The following is a 21,120-nucleotide window of genomic DNA, read 5'->3' as shown; positions in this document are numbered from 1 at the left end:
GTAGCCATCCAGGGTGCTGGCCTGCGACTCGGCACGTCAACTCCCGGACACCGCAGGGGCGCTGGGCACCGACACGTCGAAGTGACGCCCGGCATGTGCCGCTTTCAGCAGCGCGGTCAGCACCTTTGCCTTTTCGGCGCCCTCTTCGCGACTGCCCCAGGCGACCGAGCGGCCGCCGGTCAGTTCGAGGGAGATGGCGTCGTAGGACCGTACACGGACCTTGCGTACGTCCTTGCGCACGGCCGCGGGCAGATCCTGGGTCACCTCGACGGCCGCACGCCGCAACCGGTCGATTCCGAAACGATGCAGACTCGGGGAGTCGGATACGGCCATTTCCAGAAGTGGAACACCCTTGGGGGCCGTGCCGACGGTGGCGAACCGGACGCCTTCAGTGTCCACTTCGGTGAACTTTCCGCCCGCTCGCATCACCAGTTCCGGCACCCTTTCGATCACCTTCAGACCGATCGCGTGCGGCCAGGACCGCTCGACATCAACGGTCTTGATGCGGGGCAGCCGCGCGCGCAGCCGGCGGGCGAGGGCGTCCGTATCCACGGAGACCAGCGGCGCGTTCATCGGGGCGCGCGCCGCGGCGGTGACCTCATGCGGCGTCAGCACCTTGGTGCCGGTGGCCTTGACGCGTTCCAGCCGGAGCCAGTTCGAGGCGTAGAGGGCCCAGGCGCCGAACGCGCCGAACAGCACCGCGACGACTGTGATGATGATCAGACTGCGGCGGCCCGGCGCGCGAAGGGGAAGGCGCACCCACCGGAGCCGCGGGCCGCCGGGCGGCGCGGCGGAGGGCGGGCCGGACAGTGACTTCTTCTCGCCGCGGCGGGCGGTTGTCGGTCCGGCCACGCTCCCTGCCTTCTCTCGTGCGCTACTTGTTGCGCTGCGCGATCGCCTCGTACACCATGCCGACCAGCAGCTCGTCGGCGTCCCTGCGGCCGAACTCGGAGGCCGCGCGGGACATCTCGTACAGCCGGTGCGGATCGGCCAGGACCGGGAGCACGCTGTTCTGCACCCAGTCCGGGGTCAGCTGGGCGTCATCGACCAGCAGGCCCCCGCCTGCGTTGACCAGCGGCTGGGCGTTGAGCCGCTGTTCGCCGTTGCCGATGGGCAGCGGGACGAACGCGGCCGGGAGCCCGACAGCGGACAACTCGGCGACGGTCATTGCGCCCGCGCGGCAGAGCATCATGTCGGCCGCGGCGTACGCGAGATCCATCCGGTCCACGTACGGTACCGGGACATAGGGGGGCATCCCGGGCATGTTGTCCACATGCGGCAGTTCGTTCTTCGGGCCGACCGCATGCAGCACCTGGATGCCGGCGCGCTGGAGGACCGGCACGGCGGCCTGAACGACCTCGTTCAGCCGGCGGGCGCCCTGGGAACCACCGGACACCAGCAGGGTCGGGAGGTTGGGGTCGAGACCGAAGGCGGCCCGCGCCTCGGGGCGCACCGCGGCACGGTCCAGGGTGGCGATGGTGCGGCGCAGCGGGATGCCGACATAACGGGCACCGCGCAGCTTGCTGTCGGGGGTGCTGACGGCGACGAACTTGGCGTACCGCGAGCCGATCTTGTTGGCCAGGCCGGGCCGGGCATTGGCCTCGTGGACGATGATCGGCACCCCGAGGCGCTTGGCGGCCAGGTAGCCGGGCAGCGCCACATAACCGCCGAAGCCGACGACGCAGTCCGCCTTCGTACGCTCCAGGATCTGCTCGGCGGCCTTGATCGTGCCGCGCAGCCGCCCGGGGACGGTGATCAGTTCGGGTGTGGGCTTGCGCGGCAGCGGCACGGCCGGGATGAGGCCCAGCTCATAGCCGCGTTCCGGGACGAGGCGGGTCTCCAGGCCCTTCTCCGTACCGAGCGCCGTGATCCCCACGGTGGGGTCCTGCCTTCGCAGTGCGTCCGCGAGGGCGAGCGCGGGCTCGATGTGGCCGGCGGTCCCCCCACCGGCGAGTACGACATGCACCGAAATTCACCGCTCTCCGGACGGCCGCTTCTTGACGCGCCGTCTCATCGTCTTCCATCTCACCCCAGCCGGTTTTCTTCCGAAAACCGGCTTCCGCGTGGCCAGCACCGCCAACGCCGCCCGTGCAGCGGGCTCGTCACGCGCGAAGGCGATCAGCAGCCCGATGGCGAACATCGTCGGCAGCAGGGCGGAGCCTCCGTAGGAGAACAGCGGGAGCGGGACACCGGCGATCGGCAACAGGCCGAGCACCGCACCGATGTTGATCACGGCCTGGGCCGTGATCCAGGTGGTCACGCCTCCCGCGGCGTACCGTACGAAGGGGTCCTCCGTGCGTCCGGCCACGCGGATACCCGCATAGCCTAGAGCCGCGAAGAGGGCGAGCACCGACAGCGTCCCCGCCAGACCCAGTTCCTCCCCGGTGATGGCGAAGATGAAGTCGGTGTGCGGTTCGGGGAGTTCTCCCCATTTTTCCATACTCGCACCGAGGCCGGAACCGAAGAATCCGCCGGACGCCAGAGCATAGATGCCGTGCACGGCCTGCCAGCACTGGTCGCCGGGGCCCGGATCGGTCGCACCGATGCAGGCCAGCCGGGACATCCGGTTCGCGCTGGTCTTGATCAGCAGCGCCCCGATCAGCGCGGCGCTGCCCAGCACCCCGACGAACAGCCGGGTCGGCGCACCCGCCAGCCACAGCAGCCCGAAGAGGATCGCCGTGAGAATGATCGCGGTGCCCATGTCGCCGCCGAGCATGATCAGCCCGAGCAGCAGGAACGCCACCGGGATCAGCGGCACCAGCAGGTGCTTCCACTGCACCAGCAGCCGTTTGTCCTGTTTGCGGGCCAGCAGATCGGCGCCCCACAGCACCAGCGCGAGCTTGGCGAACTCGCTCGGCTGCATCTGGAAGGGGCCGCCGAGGTTGATCCAGTTCTGGTTGCCGTTGACCGCGACCCCTATGCCCGGAATCTGCACCAGGCACATCAGGAACACCGAGACGGCGAGCAGCGGATAGGCCAGACCTCGGTGCAGCCGCACCGTCATCCGGGAGGCGGCCAGCAGCAGCCCGCCGCCGAGGACGGCGGCGAGCAGTTGCTTGCGGAAGAAGTACGTCGGGGCCAGACCGGACTGGAGCGCCTTGATCTGGGACGCCGAGTAGACCATCACCAGCCCCAGGACGGTGATCAGCAGGCTGCCGCCGAGGATCAGGTAGTACGCGGTCAGCGGGCGGTCCCAGGCCCGTTTCAGCCGGGTGTGGAGCCCCCGGGGGCCGCCCGGTGTGCGGCCCCCGCGCGGCCCTCGCACCGTGGACGGCCGACGCGGACGCGACGGGGCCGCCTTCGCCGATCGGGCCGTCATCCTCGTCCCCTCCACAGGTGCGCTCGCCGCCGGCTGACGACGACAGCGGGGAGAAACGGTCTAGTGATCCCGTGCGGTCAGCTCACCGACCGCGTCGGCGAAGGCCTCGCCCCGCTTGTTGTAATTGACGAACATGTCCATCGAGGCACAGGCCGGAGCCAGCAGGACGGTGTCGCCGGGCTCGGCCAGGCGGGTTGCTTCCCGGACCGCCTCAGGCATCGCCCCAGTGTCGGTCCGGTCGAGGTCGACCACCGGGACATCGGGGGCGTGTCGCGCCAGGGCTTCGCGAATCAGCGCCCGATCGGCACCGATCAGCACCACACCGCGCAGCCGGGCCGCCGACTTCTGCACCAGCTCGTCGAAGGTCGCGCCCTTGGCAAGCCCGCCGGCGATCCACACGATGTGCTCGTACGCCGCCAACGACGCCTCGGTGGCGTGGGTGTTGGTGGCCTTGGAGTCGTCGATGTAGGTGACGCCGTCGAGGTCCGCGATGTGCTGGATGCGGTGGGCCTCCGGGTGGAAGGCGCGCAGTCCGTCGCGTACGGCGGCGGGACGGACCCCGAAGGCACGGGCCAGCGCCGCCGCCGCGAGGGCGTTGGCGATGTTGTGCGGGGCGGGGGTCCCGGAGCCGGGCGCGATGTCGGAGACCTCGGCGAGCTCCTGGGCCTGCTGCTGACGGTTCTCCACGAAGGCACGGTCGACGAGGATGCCCTCGACGACGCCCAGTTGGGAGGGGCCGGGGGTGCCGAGGGTGAAGCCGATGGCACGGCAGCCCTCCTCGACGTCGGCCTCGCGCACCAGATCCTCGGTCGCCTTGTCGGCCACGTTGTAGACGCAGGCGACGGTGTTGCCCTCGTAGATCCGGCCCTTGTCGGCGGCGTACGCCTGCATGGAGCCGTGCCAGTCGAGGTGGTCGGGCGCGAGGTTGAGGACCGCGGCGGAGTGGGCGCGCAGCGAGGGCGCCCAGTGCAGCTGGTAGCTGGAGAGCTCGACGGCGAGCACGTCGTAGGGGCGCTCGCCGTCCTTGCCCTGGCCGAGGACGACATCGATGATCGGGGTGCCGATGTTGCCGACGGCCGTGGTGTGCAGCCCTTCGGCGGCCAGGATCGAGGCCAGCATCCGCACCGTGGTGGTCTTGCCGTTGGTGCCGGTGACCCCGAGCCAGGCGGCGGCGTCAGGACCGCGCAGCCGCCACGCGATCTCGACATCGCCGACCACGTCCACCCCGGCCGCGGCGGCCGCCGCGAACAGCGGGCTGTCCGGCTTCCAGCCGGGCGAGGTGACGACGAGGTCGGTGCCCGCGGGAAGGGTCGCGCCGTCGCCGAGGCGGACGGTGATCCCTTCCGTTTCCAGCTCACGCGCGGCGGCCTGCTGCTTCTCGCTGTCGCCGCCGTCCACGACGGTGACGTGGGCGCCGAGGCCGGCCAGCGCGCGGGCGGCACTGATGCCGCTCACGCCCAGGCCGGCGACGGTGATGTGCTGACCGGCGAAGTCCGCCGGGCTCGGGGTGGTCACTTGGCCGCCTGCCAGCCGCCGTAGAAGATGCCGAGTCCGACGATCACGCACATGCCCTGAATGATCCAGAATCTGACCACCACAAGGACTTCCGACCACCCCTTGAGTTCGAAGTGGTGCTGGAGTGGCGCCATCCGGAAGACCCGCTTACCGGTGAGCCGGAACGAGCCGACCTGGATGACCACCGACATGGTGATCAGGACGAAGAGTCCGCCGAGGATGGCCAGCAGCAGCTCCGTACGGGAGCAGATGGCCAGACCGGCCAGCGCGCCGCCCAGGGCCAGCGAACCGGTGTCCCCCATGAAGATCTTGGCGGGCGAGGTGTTCCACCACAGGAAGCCGAAGCAGGCGCCCATCAGAGCCGAGGCGACGACCGCGAGGTCGAGTGGATCGCGGACCTCGTAACAGCCCGGTCCCGCGGTGATCTGGTTGGCGCACGACTCCTGGTGCTGCCAGATGCCGATGAACGTGTACGCACCGAAGACCATCACCGAGGCGCCGGTGGCCAGGCCATCGAGGCCGTCGGTGAGGTTCACGCCGTTGGACATCGCCAGGATCATGAACAGCGCCCAGATCACAAAGATCACCGGGCCGATCTGCCAGCCGAAGTCCTGGGTGAAGGAGAGCCGGTCGGAGGCCGGGGTCTGTCCGCGCAGGTCGGCGAACTGGAGCGACAGCACCGCGAAGGCGATACCGACGATCAGCTGGCCGGCCATCTTGGCCTTGGCCCGCAGGCCCAGCGAACGCTGCTTGACGATCTTGATGTAGTCGTCGAGGAAGCCGACCAGGCCCATGCCCGCCATCAGGAACAGCACCAGCACACCGGAGAAGGTGGGGTCGCTGCTCGTGATGACCTTGGTCAGCACATAGGCGATGATCGTGGCCAGGATGAAGGCGATACCACCCATGGTGGGCGTACCGCGCTTGCTGTGGTGATCACGCGGGCCGTCATCACGGATGAACTGCCCGTATCCCTTTTTGGCCAGCAGCTTGATCAGCACCGGAGTGCCGATCAAGGTCAGGAAGAGCCCGATCATTCCGGAGAAGAGGATCTGCTTCATCGAGTTCATCGGGACGCGGCTCCGCCCTCGAGGCCTGCGTCGTCCAGCAATGCTGCGGCAACCCGCTCCAGCCCCACCGACCTGGACGCCTTCACCAGCACGACGTCTCCCGGTTGCAGCTCGCTGCGCAACAGGTCGACCGCCGCCCGCGCGTCGGACACGTGCACCGACTCCTCACCCCACGAACCCTCGTTCTTGGCGCCCATGTCGAGCCAGGCCGCTTCCCTGCCGCCGACTGCCACGAGCTTGCTGACGTTGAGCCGGACGACCAGCCGCCCGACCGCGTCGTGTTCGGCGAGCGACTCCTCGCCGAGCTCGGCCATCTCACCGAGCACCGCCCACGTACGGCCGCCCCCCGCCTTGGCGGCTGCGCCCATGGCGACCAGCGCTCGCAGCGCCGCTCGCATGGACTCGGGGTTCGCGTTGTAGGCGTCGTTGACGACCCTCACGCCGTCCGCGCGCTCGGTGACCTCCATACGCCAGCGGGAGAGCGTGCCGGCTTCGGAGAGCGCGGTGGCGATCTCGTCTGCGGGCATGCCCAACTCATGGGCGACGGCGGCCGCGGCGAGCGCGTTCGACACGTGGTGCTCACCGTACAGCCGCATGGTCACATCACTGCACCCGGAGGGTGTGTGAAGCGTGAAGGCAGGCTGTCCCAGCTCCGTGAGCCGGACATTCTCGGCACGTACGGCGGCGTCCTCGGCCTCACCGAACAGGAGGGTGCGGGCCTTTGTGCGGGGAACCATGGCGCGCACGTACGGGTCGTCGGCGTTGAGCACCGCCACCCCGCCGTCCTCGGCCGGGGGCAGCTCCTCAATGAGTTCGCCCTTTGCCAGGGCGATCTGCTCGCGGCCGCCGAACTCGCCGATGTGCGCGGAGCCGACGTTCAGCACCACACCGATGCTCGGCGGGGTCAGCCCGGCGAGGTAGCGGATGTGGCCGACGCCGCGGGCGCCCATCTCCAGGACGAGATGGCGGGTGGTGTCGTCGGCGCGCAGCGCGGTCAGCGGCAGCCCGATCTCGTTGTTGAGGTTGCCCTCCGGCCAGACCGTCGGGCCTTTGCGCTGCAACAGCTGGGCGATCAGGTCCTTGGTGCTGGTCTTGCCGGCCGAGCCGGTGAGACCGACGACGGTGGTGCCCAGACGTCCGACGACGGCGCGGGCGAGCGCACCGAGCGCGGCGACCACGTCGTCGACGACGATCGCGGGGACGCCGACGGGGCGGGCGGCCAGTACGGCCACCGCGCCTGCCTCGACGGCGCCGGACGCGAAGTCGTGGCCGTCGGCGCGTTCACCGGCGAAGGCCACGAACAGGGCGCCGGGGCATACCGCGCGGGAGTCCGCCACGACCGGTCCGGTCACCCGGCGGCCGTCGTCCGGTATGTCGTACTGCCGGCCGCCGACGATGCTCGCGATCTCGGCGAGGGACAGGGAGATCACAGGTCACCCCCGGCGAGGGGCGGGCGGTGACGGTGCAAGGGTTGTGCGCGCATGGCGGTGTGTCATCCCTGGTGGTTCGGCTGCGGTGACTGCTGCGAATGCTGTGACTTCAGCGAATCCTCGATGGCATCGCGCAGCACCTGGCGGTCGTCGAAGGGGCGTACCACTCCGGCGATGTCCTGGCCCTGCTCGTGGCCCTTGCCCGCGACGATCACGGTGTCGCCCGGCTCGGCGCGGGCGACGGCGGCGGCGATGGCGATGGCCCGCTCTTCTTCGACCAGCACCGTGCCGCGTTCATGAATGGGGACTTCCGCGGCACCCGCGAGCATGGTGGCGAGGATCGAGAGCGGGTCCTCGTTGCGGGGGTTGTCGGAGGTCAGGATGGCCGTGTCGGCGAGCCGGGCCACCGCGGCACCCATGGGGGCGCGCTTGTGCGGGTCGCGGTCGCCGCCGCAGCCGAGGACGGCGTGCAGCTTGCCGTCGGTGACCTTGCGCAGCGCGCGCAGAACCGATTCGACGGCGTCGGTCTTGTGGGCGTAGTCGACGACCGCCAGGTAGGGCTGGCCGGCGTCGATGCGCTCCAGGCGGCCGGGGACGCCGGGCACCGCGGCGACACCGTCGGCCGCGGTCTGCGGGTCGATGCCGGCGACGACCAGCGAGACGATCGCGGCGAGCGAGTTGGCGACGTTGAACGGGCCGGCGATCGGCGAGGCGGCGCGCAGCGTCCGGCCGTCCGGGCCGTGCACGGTGAAGGTCGAGCCGAGCGTGCCGACCTCGACGTCGGACGCCCGCCAGTCGGCGTCCGGGTGGCCCTCCGCGGAGAAGGTGGTGACCGGGACCTCGGACTCGCCCTCGGCCAGCCGCTTGCCGTACTCGTCGTCGAGGTTGACGACGCCGGCCCGGCTACGGGCCTTGGTGAACAGCTGGGCCTTGGCCTGGAAGTAGTCCTCCATGCCGGAGTGGAACTCCATGTGCTCCGGGCTGAGGTTGTTGAAGATCGCGACGTCGAAGACGCAGCCGTCGACCCGGCCGAGGACCAGGGCGTGGCTGGAGACCTCCATGGCGACGGCGCGCACGCCGCGCTCGCGCATCACGGCGAACAGCGCCTGGAGGTCGGTGGCCTCGGGAGTGGTGCGCTCGGACTTGATGCGCTCGTCGCCGATGCGGGTCTCGACGGTGCCGATCAGGCCGGTCAGTCCCCCGTCGGGACGCTTCGCGGCAGCCGCCCGCAGCCCGCCCTCGATGAGGTAAGCGGTGGTGGTCTTGCCGGAGGTGCCGGTGATGCCGATCTGGAGGAGGTCCTCGCCGGGCGCTCCGTAGATCGAGACGGCCAGGGCACCCATCCGGGCGCGCGGGTTCTCGACGACCAGGACCGGCAGGCCGGTCGCCGCGGCGCGCTCGGCGCCCGACGGGTCGGTCAGGATCGCCGCGGCGCCGAGGTCGGCGGCCTGGGCGACGAAGTCGGCGCCGTGCAGACGGGCGCCGGGCAGCGCGGCATAGACATCACCGGGACGGACCGCGCGGGAGTCATGGGTGATGCCGGCGACCATGGCATCGGCATGGGCGGCGTCCGGGGCGGGACTTCCCAGCTGCTCGGCGAGGTCCGCCAGGGGGGTGGGGCGGACCGTTTCAGGGCGCGGCGCTCCCGGATATGTGCCGGGCCCGCCCTTCTCGGCGTGCTGGGCTTTCGGGGACTGATCAGCGTGTGACACGGCGGTGAGCGTACCGGGCAGAACCGGCCCGGGGCGAAGCGAGGGCCGTGGGGGGGAGCAGTTTCCCGGAGTGGGGGTGCCGTCGGGGGTGCCGTCGGGAGTGATGGTCGTCACGGCGGAATTGCCTCGATTTCATTGGCCTGGCGTGAAGGTGACCGGCAGCCGCGGGGGTTTGGCGCCGGTCGGCGGGACCTGGAGGGTTTTCAGCGCGAAGGCCATGACCTGCTGGTAGATCGGGCCACAGACCTGACCGCCGAAGTAGCTGCCCGTAGTGGGGTTCTGCACGGCGCAGTAGACCGTGATGCGGGGCTTGTCGGCGGGCGCGAAGCCGGCGAAGGACGCGGTGTAGCCGTGGTACCGGCCGGTTTTGGGGTCCACCCGGTTGGACGTGCCGGTCTTGCCGCCGACGCGGTATCCGTCGATCTTCGCCTTGGCTCCGGTGCCTTCCTCGTCGTCGACCACCGATTCGAGCATGGTGGCCAGCGTGGTCGCGGTCTTCTGGCCGACCACGCGGTTCCTGTCGGGCTTGGGTGCCGGCCGGTAGTGGCCGTCGGGCCCGGTGCTGCCACGGACCAGCGAGGGGGCGATGCGCTCGCCGCCGTTGGCGATCGTGGAGTAGACGGAGGCGGCCTGTACGGCGTTGAGGGAGAGTCCCTGGCCGAACGGGATGGTGAACTGCTGCGAGGTGTTCCAGTCCTGCGGCTTGGCCAGGATGCCGTCGGTCTCCCCGGGGAAGCCGAGCCCCGTGGGCTTCCCGATGCCGAATTTGCGCAGGTAGGAGTAGAGGACCTGGTTGGCCTCGGGCTGGGTCTTGCCGAGCTGGCCGGCGGCGAGGATGGTGCCGATGTTGCTGGACTTGGCGAGCACGCCGTTGAGCGTGAGGTGCCAGGTCTCGTGGTCGACGTCGTCCGCGAACAGCCGGTCGCCGCGGTGCAGCCGGTTGGGGACGGTGACGTGGGTGGACGACGTGGCGACGCCCTCCTCCAGGACGGCGGCCATCGACATCAGCTTGCTGGTGGACCCCGGCTCGAAGGCGTCGGACAGCGCGGCGTTGCCCAGCGCCTCCGGATCGGCCTTCGAGACCTCATTGGGGTCGAACCCGGGCGCATTGGCGAGCGCCAGGATCTCCCCGCTGCGGGTGTCCTGGACGACGACGTAGCCGCGGTCGGCCCCGGAGGTGGCGACCTGCTTGGTGATGGCCTGCTGGGCGGCCCACTGGATGTCGCGGTCGAGGGTCAGCTCGACCTTGCTGCCGGGGACGGCGGGGTGTTCCTGGGTGTCGGCGGTCGGTACCCGGCGGCCGCCGGACTGGGCGTAGACGAGCTTGCCGTCCTTGCCCGCCAGCTGCTTGTTCAGGAGCGCCTCCAGGCCGCCGCCGCCCTTCCCCGCGCCGTTGACGAAGCCGAGGACGCCGGAGGCGAGGTCCTGGTTCGGGTAGAGGCGCTTGCTGTGCTTGTCGGCGAAGATGCCGACCAGGACGTTGGGGCGGGGCGCGCTCTTGGGAGCAGCGGCCGCCCGGGCGTCGAGGGTCTTGCGCAGGTCCTTGATCCGCTTCCAGACCTGCGGGGTCCGCTGGCGGGCGAGCAGGACGTAACGCGCCTTGGGCTGGTCGAGCTTCTCGGTGAGGGTGGCCTTGTCCTCGCCGAGGACCGGGGCGAGCAGCGCGGCGGCCCGCCGCGGAGCGTCGTCGATCCTGGTCTTGGCGGGCGCCAGCAGGCTCGGGTCGGCGGTGATGTCGTACGCGTCGACGGTGGTGGCGAGGTCCACGCCGTTGCGGTCGGTGATCGCGCCGCGCTCGGCGGCCAGCTTGACCGGTACATAGCGGTTCTCGTTGGCCTTGGCGGCGAACGCCCCGGCGTCCACGGCCTGCACCTGGAAGAGCCGTACGACGAAGACGAGCATGATCAGCGTCAGCCCCAGGGAGACCAGCCGCAGCCGGGGGCGCGGGCTGCCGAGGCGGAGGGCCTGGGGTCCGCCGGAGCGGGGGCGGGCGGCCGGGCGGCGGGCCGGGGGCTTGGGGCCCGGCCGGGGCGCGGGGCGCTTGGCGGGCGGGCGGCCGGCACGGCTGCCGGCCTGGCCGCCGCGCTGGGCGGGGCGCGGCACCCGGCGAGGGTCCCTGGGCTCGGTCATGCCGCGATCACCTGCCGGAGGTAGTCGGGGAGAGGGCGCCCGCCGCGGCGGGCGCGGGTGCAGGGGAAGCGTCGCTGCCGGACACGACCAGGGAGACAGGGGCGGCCGACGGCGGCGGGGCGAGGGCGCCGGATGCCGGCGCCGCGCTGTCCGGGCCCGGCGCGCCGGCCGCGGCCGGCACCGGTGGCCGGACGGCCGGCGGTGCGACCGGCGGCGCCTGCGGGCGGGGCGGGGCGGACGGGGCGGTGTGGCCGGTCGCGCTCAGGAGCGACGGCTCGGCGGAGGTGCTCAGCGGCGCCCCCTCCGACATGGCTGCGCTCGTCCGGCCGCGGACCGTGCCGTCCGGGAGCAGGAACGCCGGGCTGCCGCCGGGCACCATCCCCAGCCGGCGGGCCCGCCGCTCCAGCGCGCCCGGGGCGGAGTACGCGTCCACGTCCTGTTGCAGCGCCTGCTGCTCGTCCGTCAGCTCGTCGGTCTTCTTCTCCAGCTTGCTCAGTTCGAACGACCCTTGGTTGAGGGCGGAGTTGAGCAGCAGCAGGGTGATCAGGCCGGAGCCGAGCAGCACGACGATGAGGAGCACGAAGGGGGTGCGTGCCGCGGTGCCGCCGGCGCCGGAGGGGAGCAGCGCGGCAAGGCGTTTCTGCCTGCCGCGCGGCCTCCCCTGGCCTCTCACGCGGTGTCCTCGACGTTCTCGCGGATGCGCTCCGCGCCGCGCAGCCGGGCGGGGGCGGCGCGGCGGTTCTCGGCGACCTCCTCCTCCGTGGGGAGTTCGGCGCCGCGGGTCAGCAGCTTGAGCCGGGGCTGGTAGCGCTCGGGGACGACCGGCAGCCCGGCCGGCGCCGTATTGGCCGCTCCTGCCGCGAAGACCTGCTTGACCAGGCGGTCCTCCAGCGACTGGTAGGAGAGCACGGCGATCCGGCCGCCCACCGCGAGGGCCTTCACGGCGGCAGGAACGGCGCGCTCGACGCTCGCCAGCTCCCCGTTGACCTCGATGCGCAGGGCCTGGAACGTGCGCTTGGCGGGGTTGCCGCCGGTGCGCTTGGCGGCCTGCGGCAGTGCGTCACGGATCAGCTCGACCAGCCGCGCGCTGTTGGTGAACGGTTCCTTGGCGCGCTCGCGCACGACGGCCTCGACGATCCGCTTGGCCTGCTTCTCCTCGCCGTAGGAGCGCAGGATCCGGACCAGCTCACCGGGCGCGTAGGTATTGAGGACGTCCGCCGCGCTGATGCCGGTCGTCTGGTCCATCCGCATGTCCAGCGGGGCGTCCTGCGCGTACGCGAAGCCGCGGTCGGCCTCGTCGAGCTGCATGGAGGAGACGCCGAGGTCGAACAGGACGCCCTGGACGCGCGGGGTGCCGAGCCGGTCGAGGACCTCGGGGAGCTCGTCGTAGACGGCGTGCACCAGGGTGGCGCGGTCGCCGTACGGGGCGAGCCGCTCGCCCGCGAGCTTCAGGGCGGACGTGTCACGGTCGAGGGCGATGAGCCGGGCCGCCGGGAAGGTGGAGAGGAGTGCCTCGCTGTGCCCTCCGAGGCCGAGCGTGCAGTCGACGACGACCGCACCCGGCTCGGCGAGAGCGGGGGCGAGCATGTCCAGACACCGCTGGAGCATGACGGGTACGTGGCGAGTGTTGTTGGTCATGCGACGGCCCCGCCGCGCTCGGTCCGCCTGCCGGCGCCATGCGCGCACCGCTTCCTGAATCGCTCGCTACGCTCGCTCATGTGCCTTCCGATGGGCTGGGCGGCAGGTGGGTCCCCGGCCGCTGGCTGGGGGATGCCGCACGTACCGCTTGGTCCCCGCCCGCTCTGAAGGGGAAGTGGCCCTCCGGCGACGGGGAAGTGACGTCGGAAGACCATGGGAGCGGGAGGAGGCCGAGCCGTACGTACGACGCGCGCACGCGAGGAATCCGGTATCCAAGGAGAGCGTCACGCCTCCCACTTCGCGCCACTTTAGTCCACCGGGTGCCCCGGTCAATCAACCGGTTGCGCGCGTCCTGCGACGGCTTTCGCACCGCCTTTCCCGCGGGCTTCTCACCCGGACGGCGGCGACGCGAACGGCCCTGTGGATTACCTCACAAGGAGTGACGTTGACCCCTATGCCCGACCTCTCCCGCAGCCGAAAGGGCCGATGCCGATTACCGTGAATCCATGCCTATACCTGCATCGCAGCCGCTGCCCCCCTCCGCCGACGGTGCCGCCGACCGCGCCGGTGGCACCGTCACCGACCGTCTCGTCGAGGCGAACCGGCGCTACGCCGATGCCTTCACCGACCCCGGGATGGACGCCCGTCCCGTCCTCAAGGTCGCGGTGGTGGCCTGTATGGACGCCCGGCTCGACCTGCACGACGCGCTCGGCCTCGAACTCGGCGACTGCCACACCATCCGCAACGCCGGCGGTGTGGTCACCGACGACATCATCCGGTCCCTGACCATCAGCCAGCGCGCGCTCGGCACCCGCTCCGTCGTCCTCATCCACCACACCGGCTGCGGTCTGCTCAGCCTGACCGAGGACTTCCGCCACGAACTGTCCGCCGAGGTCGGGCAGCGTCCCACCTGGGCGGTCGAGGCGTTCAAGGACCTCGACGAGGACGTGCGGCAGTCCATGCAGCGCGTGCGCACCTCGCCCTTCCTCCCGCACACCGACGATGTCCGCGGCTTCGTCTTCGACGTCACCACGGGGCTGCTGCGGGAGATCGACCCGCGCCCCTGAGGCCACCGGGCCGGTCCGGGCCGACGTGCGGACCGGCCCGGAAAGTCGGGTTCGCCGGGAAGGCCGGGACTTATCCTTGTGAGTTATCCACAGGTCATGACGCGAAGCCGCGCGGGCGGCAAGAATGCGTGGGTGACGTCGACCTGGAAGTGATCGGGTGCGGCGCACACTTTCGGGGTGGGCCGGGTCCGCAGAGGGGGCATCGGCCCGTAGTACGGGGCCGAGGAGGGCCGAGTGACGGCGTATGACGAACGAGCGAGCCTTGGGGGTCCCCCCGCGCGAGCGGAGCCGAGCGCAGTGGGAGATCTGACCGCCACCGCGGAGCGTGTTCACCGGTCGGTGGAGAGCGTGATCGAGGGCAAGCCGGAGGTCGTACGGCTCGCGCTGACCGTGCTGCTGGCCGAGGGACATCTGCTGATCGAGGATGTGCCCGGCGTCGGCAAGACCATGCTCGCCAAGGCGCTCGCCCGGTCCGTCGACTGCTCGGTGCGGCGCATCCAGTTCACGCCCGACCTGCTGCCCTCCGACATCACTGGCGTCAGCATCTTCGACCAGCAGCAGCGGGACTTCGAGTTCAAGCCCGGCGCGATCTTCTCCCAGATCGTGATCGGCGACGAGATCAACCGCGCCTCGCCCAAGACCCAGTCGGCGCTCCTGGAGTCCATGGAGGAGCGCCAGGTCACGATGGACGGGCAGACCTACGAACTGCCCAGCCCGTTCATGGTGGTCGCCACCCAGAACCCGGTCGAGATGGAGGGCACCTACCCCCTCCCCGAGGCGCAGCGGGACCGTTTCATGGCCCGGGTGTCGATCGGCTATCCCAGCCCGGCGGCCGAGCTTCAGATGCTGGATGTGCACGGCGGCGCCTCCCCGCTCGACGACCTCCAGCCGGTCGCGCACGCCCACGAGATCCTGAAACTGATCGACGCGGTGCGTACGGTCCATGTCGCCGAAACGGTGCGCAGATACACCGTGGACCTGGTGGCGGCCACCCGCAGCCACCCCGAGCTGCGGCTCGGTGCCTCACCGCGGGCGACCCTGCATCTGCTGCGCGCCGCCAAGGCATCGGCCGCGCTCCTGGGACGGGAGTACGCCCTCCCGGACGATGTGCAGTCGCTGGCGGTGGCGGTGCTCGCGCACCGGCTGCTGCCCACCGCCCAGGCCCAGTTGAACCGCCGTACGGCCGAACAGATCGTGCAGGAGATCCTCCGGCGCGTCCCGGTCCCCGACCCGTCCGCACAGGTTTGGCGGCATCCCGGCCAGCAGCCGCCCGGCGTACGGGGGTTGTGATGTCCGAGGGGGGAGGCGAGGGGACGCCGGAGCGGGGCGGACTGCGGGCGGCCCTCGGGGGGCTGACGACACGGGGCAGATCGTTCCTGGCGGCCGGGCTGGCCGCCGTGGTGTGCTCCTACCTCCTGGGGCAGGCGGATCTGCTGCGGGTCGGCCTGCTGCTCGCCGCCCTCCCGCTGGTGTGTGTCCTGGTCCTGGAGCGCACCCGCTACCGCGTCGCGGGCAGCCGTACGCTCTCCCCCGCCCGGGTGCCCGCGGCCTCCGAGGCCCGGGTCCGGCTCCGGATGGAGAACATCTCCCGGCTGCCGACGGGCGTGCTGATGCTCCAGGACCGGGTGCCGTACGTCCTCGGGCCCCGGCCGCGCTTCGTCCTGGACCGGGTCGAGGCCGGCGGCCGCCGCGAGGTCTCCTACCGCGTCCGCTCCGACCTGCGCGGACGCTATCCGCTGGGACCGCTGCAACTGCGGCTCTCCGACCCGTTCGGGATGTGCGAGCTGACCCGTGCGTTCAGCTCCGTCGACACGCTGACGGTGGTGCCGCGGGTCGAACCGCTGCCGCCGGTACGGCCGGCGGGCGAAGCCGCCGGGTACGGCGACGGACGACAGCGCTCGCTGGCGCTGGCCGGCGAGGACGATCTCATTCCGCGCGAGTACCGGCACGGCGACGATCTGCGCCGGGTCCACTGGCGTTCCACCGCGCGCTACGGCGAACTGATGGTCCGCAGGGAGGAGCAGCCGCAGAAGGCGCGCTGCACGGTCCTGCTCGACACCCGCGGAATCGCCTACCCGGGAGCGGGCCCCGACTCGGCCTTCGAGTGGGCGGTGGCCGGCGCCGCCTCGACCGCGGTACATCTGCTGGAGCGCGGCTTCTCGGTACGGCTGCTGACCGACACCGGCACCTCGGTACCGGGCCCCGACAGCGCCGGCAGCTTCGCGGGCGGCGCCGAATCCGCCGAAGCCGTGGGCCTGCTGCTGGACACCCTCGCCGTCGTCGACCACTCCGAGGAGGAGGGGCTGTCGGCGGCGTACGACCTCGTGCGCGGCGGCAACGAAGGACTGCTGATCGCCTTCTTCGGCGATCTGGACGAGGAACAGGCGGCGGTCGCAGGGCGGATGCGGCAGCGCAGCAGCGCGGCCGTCGCCTTCGTCCTGGACGGCGACGCCTGGATGCGGGGCCCCGGCGGCATCAGATTCTCCGGCGGCCAGGTCCCGGTGGCCGAACGGCTGCGGCTGCTGCGCAGGGCGGGCTGGACCGCGCTCCCGGTGACGCCCGGCGAGTCGCTCGCCGACCTGTGGCGTGCGGCCGCGGACCGTGCCGCAGCCGAGCCGCAGCGGTCGGCGGAGACGGGCACGCCGGAGACGGCGGCCGGGGGCTGGTCATGAACGGGGGCGTGAACATCGGACGGGTTACGGACGGCCGGCCGGCGAGGGGCGGGCGGGCGAGTGCGCCCCGGCCCCGCGGCCGGGGCAGCGGACGGTGCGGGCGGTGCCCGGGTCCCGAGCGAAGCGAGGCACGAGCATGAGCGGCCGGGCGCGGCTGGCACTGTGTGCGGCGGTGGCCACCCTGTGCGCCGCGGGCGCCCTGCTGCCGCTGGTGGATCCGATCAGCTGGATGTTCGAGGCGGCGATCCTGCTGGGCCTCATGACCGGCGTGGGCGCGGCCGCCCGCCGGGTGCCCCTCGCCGGACCGCTGACCATCGCCGCACAGGCCCTGTCCGCCGTGCTGCTGCTGACCCTGCTGTTCGCCCGGCAGGAGGCGGTCCTCGGACTGCTGCCGGGCCCGGACGCCCTCGCGGAATTCGGCCGGCTGCTGCGCCACGGCATGCAGGACGTCGGCCGGTACGCCATCCCCGCCCCCGTCACCCCCGGCATCCGGCTGCTGCTGATCGCCGGCGTGCTGGTGATCGGCCTGATAGTGGACGCCCTCGCGGTCACCTACCGCAGCGCCGCGCCCGCCGGGCTGCCGCTGCTCGCGCTCTATTCGGTGGCCGCGGGGCTGTCGAAGGGCGGTGCGGGCCGGCTGCTGTTCCTGGTTGCGGCGGCCGGTTATCTGCTGCTTCTGCTGGCCGAGGGCCGCGACCGGCTCTCCCAGTGGGGCCGGGTGTTCGGCGGGCCGGGTGCCGGAGCGGACCGGCCGGACGGCGGACGGGGATTCGCCTCCGGTCCCGACGGGCAGGCGTCCGCCCCGGTCCGTGCGGGCCGCAGGATCGGTGCGGTGGCGCTCGGGATCGCCGTGGCGGTGCCCGCCGTGCTGCCCACCTTCGACGCCGGGTTGCTGGGGGGCTCCGGCAGCGGTGCGGGCCCCGGCAGCGGTGGCGGCACGATCTCCGCGGTGAACCCGCTGGTGTCCTTGCAGGACAGCCTCAACCAGCCCGAGGACAAGGAAGTCCTCAACTACCGCACGACCGCCTCCGACACCCGCGATCTGTATCTGCGGATCGTCGCCCTCGACCAGTTCGACGGCACGACCTGGAAGCCGTCCGAGCGTACGGTCACGGACGTCCCCGAAGAGCTTCCGCGACCGCCCGGCCTCAGCTCCGCGGTCAGCCTCAACCGGATCAACACCTCCATCTCGACGGCCGAGTGGTACGCCCAGAACTGGCTGCCGCTGCCCTACCCGGCGTCCAAGGTGGACATCTCCGGGCGCTGGCGCTTCGAGCCCCAGGGCCGCACGCTCGTCGGGGACCGCGGACAGAACACCCACGGCATGCAGTACCAGGTCGAGAGCCTGCAAGTGCGGCCCACCTCCCAGCAGCTGGCCGCCGCGCCGGCCCCGTCCGCCGGCCTGCTCCGCGAGTACACCAAGGTCCCGGGCTCACTGCCCCCGGTCGTACGGAGCACCGCGCGCCGGGTCACCCGCGGCGCACCGACCGCCTACGCCAAGGCCGTCAGACTCCAGGACTGGTTCGCGGTCAACGGCGGCTTCTCCTACAGCACCGACGTCCGGGCGGGCAGCGGTTCCAAGGCCATTGCCCGGTTCCTGCGGCAGAAGGAGGGCTTCTGCGTCCACTTCTCCTTCTCCATGGCGGCGATGGCCCGGACGCTGGGCATACCGGCCCGGGTCGCGATCGGTTTCACTCCCGGCACCAAGCAGCCCGACGGCACGACCTCGGTCGGTCTCAAGGACGCACACGCCTGGCCCGAGCTGTACTTCCAGGGCATCGGCTGGACCCGTTTCGAGCCGACCCCGAGCCGGGGCAGTATCCCTGACTACGCATACCCCGACACCCCGGGCACGGCCGACCCCGGCAGCCCGGACCCCGCACCGTCCCGGTCCGCGGACCCCTCGGAGGGCCCCTCAACCGCCCCCTCGTGCGGACCCGATGAGCAGCGGTCGGGTTCCGGCACGGGATGCGTCGCGCTGCCCGCGGAGTCCGGCACCCGCCCGCCGGAGAGCGGGTCGTCCCCCTGGGCGGTCGCCGGCCTGGCACTGGCCGCCCTGCTCGTCCTGCTGCTGCCCACGGCCCCCTTGCTGTGGCGTGTGCGGACGCGCTCCAGACGGCTGGCGGGCGGCGGCCCGGACGGGGACTTCGCGGCGGCCACCCTCGCCGCCTGGCGGGAGCTGCTGGACACCGCCTGGGACTTCGGCATCGTGCCGAACGAGTCGCTGACCCCGCGCAAGGCGGCCGCTCGGATCATCGACATCGGAGAACTGCAACCGGAGCCCGCCGCGGCCGCCCACCGGGTTGCGGCGGCGGTCGAGCAGGTTCTGTACGCACCACAACCCCAGCCGGTGTCCGGGCTCACCCGGGATGTGCAACAGGTGCGCGCCGGGCTCCGGACCGGCGCGCCCCGTCGTCTGCGGTGGCGCGCCCGGCTCGCCCCGCGCTCGGCGGCCCGCCTCCTCTGGGCCTGGTCCGCCCGCTGGAGGACCCTGCTGCTCCGATGCCGCAACAGCCGCCCGGTGACGTCCGCACGGCGCGTGGCGGCCGCCCTCCGGCCGGGCCGGCAGCGGGCCTGATCACCGGGGCAGGAGGCACGACAACGTGCTGTGGCCGCCCGATCCTGTCGGGCGGCCACAGCACGCAGATCCCGGTGTCCACGGTGAAGGCCGGTACCGCGGCGAAAGCTGGTGCGTGCCGAAGCGCCGGATCACCGGGCCGGTGGAGAAGGAGACAGCTCACCGGTCGGCGAGCCGCGCAGAGTTGGTAGCAGAGTGGCCAGGAATGTGCGGAGTGGAGGTGGAGAGGAAAGCGCGGGGTGGAGCGGTCGGCACACAGCCCGAAGAAGTGCCGGAAATACAGCTCCAGGACAGCTGGAGAAAGGCTGGGAAATCGAAACGGCTGGAGCAACTGCTGCACAGGCGCGACGGCTGGCTGGAGCGGAGGCTCGGCGGACCCGCCGGAAGCAGTCCCGCGCGCCCCGTCGCTGCGTCGGCTCAGTGCCCCTGCTGCTCGTCCCTGCGGCGCTGCCAGCGGTCCTCGATGCGGTTCATCATCGAGCGGCGCTGCCTTGCCTGGCGGCGTGCCGGAGCACCTACGCCGCCTCCGGAACCCGCACCGGACTGCTGCTCACCGGGCTTGGGAGCCTTGCGCCAGCCGGTGACCGCCAGCACTGCGCAGCCGAGCATGACGAGAAAACCCACCACGCTGATCCAGATCTGCTGCGCGACCATGCCGGCCATGAGCAGGGCGATACCCACCAGGAAGCCCGCGACCGCTTGGTAGACCCGTCGCCGGGTGTACGTACGCAGCCCGCTTCCCTCAAGCGCTGTCGCGAACTTGGGATCTTCGGCGTACAGCGCTCGCTCCATTTGCTCGAGCATGCGCTGCTCGTGCTCCGAGAGCGGCACGGAGTCCTCCTACTCGTCGGTCGCGGGGGGCGACCGGGGTGCGACCCTTTCAGGATAGGCAGGGAATCGTCCCCGTGAAACCCGCCCCTCGACGCCAATTCACTGTCCGGGCCGCCGCGGCGACCGGTGGTGATGTTGCCTGCATTCCCCACCCGCCTGTCCGCCATGCCAGAACGTCGTACCCCGATCATACGGGGCGAAGGGGCTGATCGGGTGGTCTGTGGCCGACTGCACGCGGTAGCCGGGTGTGCCACGTGGGTCAGTCGCGCTCGGCGAGGACATGCAGCTGAGTGGCCACGGAGTGGAAGGCGGGCTGTTCCGCGGCGGCCGCTTCGAGCTTCAGCAGGGCTTCCATGGCGCCCGGCTCGGTGTCGACCAGCACCCCGGGGACGAGGTCGGCGAAGACCCGTACGCCGTGCACCGCGCCGACCTGTAGTCCGGTGGCGGACACCAGCTCGGCGAGCTGGTCGGCGGTGAACCGGCGCGGCATCGGGTCGCCCTCGCCCCAGCGCCCGGCCGGGTCCGTGAGGGCGTGGTGGGCCTCGGTGAAGTGGCCCGCGAGGGCGCGGGCGAGGACGGCGCCGCCCAGACCGGCCGCGAGCAGGCTGAGGGTGCCGGCCGGGCGCAGCGCCTCGACGGCATTGCGGACGCCCTCGGCCGGGTCGTCGACGTACTCCAGGACGCCGTGGCAGAGCACGGTGTCGTAGCCGCCGCGCTCGACGACGTCGAACAGGCCGTGGGCGTCGCCCTGGACCGCGCGCACCCGGTCGGCGACGCCCGCCTCCGCGGCGCGACGCTCCAGGGCGAAGAGGGCGTTGGGGCTGGGGTCGACGACCGTGACGCGATGGCCGAGGCGGGCGACCGGCACGGCGAAATTGCCGGTGCCGCCGCCGGTGTCGAGGACGTCCAGGGTGTCGCGGCCGGCGGCCTTGACCCGGCGCTCCAGGGCGTCCTTGAGGACGTCCCAGACCACGGCGGTACGAAGGGATGCGCGCGGGCGCAGCGGGTCAGACACGGCGGGTGGCTCCTCGGCGGGGGCATGAACGTCTAGGCGTCCACCACCCTATTCCGTCCCACGCCGTCCGCCGCCTGCGGAGCCACCCCGGTGCCACCCCGGGGGGCGGCGGCGCGGGCAGGGGGGTAGATGGGGGCGACGGG

The 21,120-nt window shown here is 71.9% G+C and carries 16 protein-coding genes; 4 read left to right on the top strand and 12 right to left on the bottom strand.

All coding sequences use genetic code 11. The features are described from left to right. Window positions 1-36 precede the first annotated feature (36 nt). From IF67_RS0123040 to rsmH, 10 genes are all read right to left on the bottom strand, one after another. On the bottom strand, window positions 37-852 hold the full coding sequence (locus IF67_RS0123040) for a cell division protein FtsQ/DivIB (protein ID WP_030988580.1): 816 nt from the start codon (window positions 850-852) through the stop codon (window positions 37-39). A gap of 22 nt (window positions 853-874) precedes the next feature. Next, window positions 875-1,966 (bottom strand): undecaprenyldiphospho-muramoylpentapeptide beta-N-acetylglucosaminyltransferase, encoded by a 1,092-nt coding sequence (gene murG, locus IF67_RS0123035; protein ID WP_030988579.1) that lies wholly within the window; start codon window positions 1,964-1,966, stop codon window positions 875-877. Between the two features lie 6 nt (window positions 1,967-1,972). Further along, window positions 1,973-3,319: a putative lipid II flippase FtsW gene (gene ftsW, locus IF67_RS0123030; RefSeq protein ID WP_030988578.1), complete on the bottom strand. Its 1,347-nt coding sequence runs from the start codon at window positions 3,317-3,319 to the stop codon at window positions 1,973-1,975. Window positions 3,320-3,379: 60 nt separating this feature from the next. Further along, window positions 3,380-4,834, bottom strand: coding sequence for a UDP-N-acetylmuramoyl-L-alanine--D-glutamate ligase (gene murD, locus IF67_RS0123025; RefSeq protein WP_030988576.1), 1,455 nt, complete (start codon window positions 4,832-4,834; stop codon window positions 3,380-3,382). Continuing rightward, a complete protein-coding gene (gene mraY / locus IF67_RS0123020) occupies window positions 4,831-5,895 on the bottom strand; it encodes a phospho-N-acetylmuramoyl-pentapeptide-transferase (RefSeq protein ID WP_030085860.1) in 1,065 nt (354 codons plus the stop codon). Before mraY ends, murD begins: the two co-directional genes overlap by 4 nt. Before the next feature lie 5 nt (window positions 5,896-5,900). Further along, a complete protein-coding gene (locus tag IF67_RS0123015; protein ID WP_030988574.1) occupies window positions 5,901-7,334 on the bottom strand; it encodes a UDP-N-acetylmuramoyl-tripeptide--D-alanyl-D-alanine ligase in 1,434 nt (477 codons plus the stop codon). Window positions 7,335-7,396: 62 nt separating this feature from the next. Next, window positions 7,397-9,160, bottom strand: coding sequence for a UDP-N-acetylmuramoyl-L-alanyl-D-glutamate--2,6-diaminopimelate ligase (locus IF67_RS0123010; protein ID WP_030988572.1), 1,764 nt, complete (start codon window positions 9,158-9,160; stop codon window positions 7,397-7,399). Window positions 9,161-9,178: 18 nt separating this feature from the next. Then, window positions 9,179-11,176, bottom strand: a complete 1,998-nt coding sequence (locus tag IF67_RS0123005; RefSeq protein WP_030988571.1) for a peptidoglycan D,D-transpeptidase FtsI family protein — start codon at window positions 11,174-11,176, stop codon at window positions 9,179-9,181. Window positions 11,177-11,183: 7 nt separating this feature from the next. Further along, the gene (locus IF67_RS0123000) at window positions 11,184-11,849 is read right to left on the bottom strand and encodes a septum formation initiator family protein (protein WP_030988569.1); all 666 of its coding nucleotides are present in this window, start codon (window positions 11,847-11,849) and stop codon (window positions 11,184-11,186) included. Beyond that, window positions 11,846-12,814 carry a 16S rRNA (cytosine(1402)-N(4))-methyltransferase RsmH gene (gene rsmH / locus IF67_RS0122995; RefSeq protein WP_030988567.1) on the bottom strand — a complete coding sequence of 323 codons (969 nt, stop codon included), beginning with the start codon at window positions 12,812-12,814 and terminating at the stop codon, window positions 11,846-11,848. The genes IF67_RS0123000 and rsmH overlap by 4 nt, the downstream gene beginning before the upstream one ends. A gap of 506 nt (window positions 12,815-13,320) precedes the next feature. Here rsmH and IF67_RS0122990 point away from each other — a divergent pair. The 4 genes from IF67_RS0122990 to IF67_RS0122975 all read left to right on the top strand — a co-directional run bounded on the left by IF67_RS0122990 (window position 13,321) and on the right by IF67_RS0122975 (window position 19,131). After that, entirely contained in the window at window positions 13,321-13,881 is a 561-nt protein-coding gene (locus IF67_RS0122990; protein WP_030988565.1) for a beta-class carbonic anhydrase, read from the top strand. Between the two features lie 234 nt (window positions 13,882-14,115). Further along, complete coding sequence (locus IF67_RS0122985; RefSeq protein ID WP_420708706.1) at window positions 14,116-15,171, top strand: AAA family ATPase; 1,056 nt, start codon at window positions 14,116-14,118, stop codon at window positions 15,169-15,171. Further along, a complete protein-coding gene (locus IF67_RS0122980; RefSeq protein ID WP_030988560.1) occupies window positions 15,171-16,553 on the top strand; it encodes a DUF58 domain-containing protein in 1,383 nt (460 codons plus the stop codon). The genes IF67_RS0122985 and IF67_RS0122980 overlap by 1 nt, the downstream gene beginning before the upstream one ends. Window positions 16,554-16,689: 136 nt before the next feature. Further along, window positions 16,690-19,131 (top strand): transglutaminaseTgpA domain-containing protein, encoded by a 2,442-nt coding sequence (locus IF67_RS0122975; protein WP_030988559.1) that lies wholly within the window; start codon window positions 16,690-16,692, stop codon window positions 19,129-19,131. Window positions 19,132-19,548: 417 nt separating this feature from the next. On the opposite strand, the gene IF67_RS0122970 is transcribed toward IF67_RS0122975, so the two are convergent. Next, window positions 19,549-19,962 carry a DUF3040 domain-containing protein gene (locus IF67_RS0122970; protein WP_030085829.1) on the bottom strand — a complete coding sequence of 138 codons (414 nt, stop codon included), beginning with the start codon at window positions 19,960-19,962 and terminating at the stop codon, window positions 19,549-19,551. Between the two features lie 259 nt (window positions 19,963-20,221). Continuing rightward, window positions 20,222-20,977, bottom strand: coding sequence for a methyltransferase (locus IF67_RS0122965; protein WP_030988558.1), 756 nt, complete (start codon window positions 20,975-20,977; stop codon window positions 20,222-20,224). Window positions 20,978-21,120: the final 143 nt, after the last annotated feature.

This window comes from Streptomyces sp. NRRL S-1813 (assembly GCF_000719605.1).
In the GTDB taxonomy this organism is placed as follows: Bacteria; Actinomycetota; Actinomycetes; order Streptomycetales; family Streptomycetaceae; genus Streptomyces; species Streptomyces decoyicus.
This window is presented reverse-complemented; position numbering and strand designations above follow the sequence as displayed.

Bases quoted from the DNA above. Each gene is read 5' to 3' on its own strand.
- IF67_RS0122980 (WP_030988560.1), top strand. From the start codon at position 15,171: ATGTCCGAGGGGGGAGGCGAGGGGACGCCGGAGCGGGGCGGACTGCGG.
- IF67_RS0122975 (WP_030988559.1), top strand. From the start codon at position 16,690: ATGAGCGGCCGGGCGCGGCTGGCACTGTGTGCGGCGGTGGCCACCCTG.
- rsmH (WP_030988567.1), bottom strand. From the start codon at position 12,814: ATGACCAACAACACTCGCCACGTACCCGTCATGCTCCAGCGGTGTCTG.
- IF67_RS0122990 (WP_030988565.1), top strand. From the start codon at position 13,321: ATGCCTATACCTGCATCGCAGCCGCTGCCCCCCTCCGCCGACGGTGCC.
- mraY (WP_030085860.1), bottom strand. From the start codon at position 5,895: ATGAAGCAGATCCTCTTCTCCGGAATGATCGGGCTCTTCCTGACCTTG.
- ftsW (WP_030988578.1), bottom strand. From the start codon at position 3,319: ATGACGGCCCGATCGGCGAAGGCGGCCCCGTCGCGTCCGCGTCGGCCG.
- IF67_RS0123005 (WP_030988571.1), bottom strand. From the start codon at position 11,176: ATGACCGAGCCCAGGGACCCTCGCCGGGTGCCGCGCCCCGCCCAGCGC.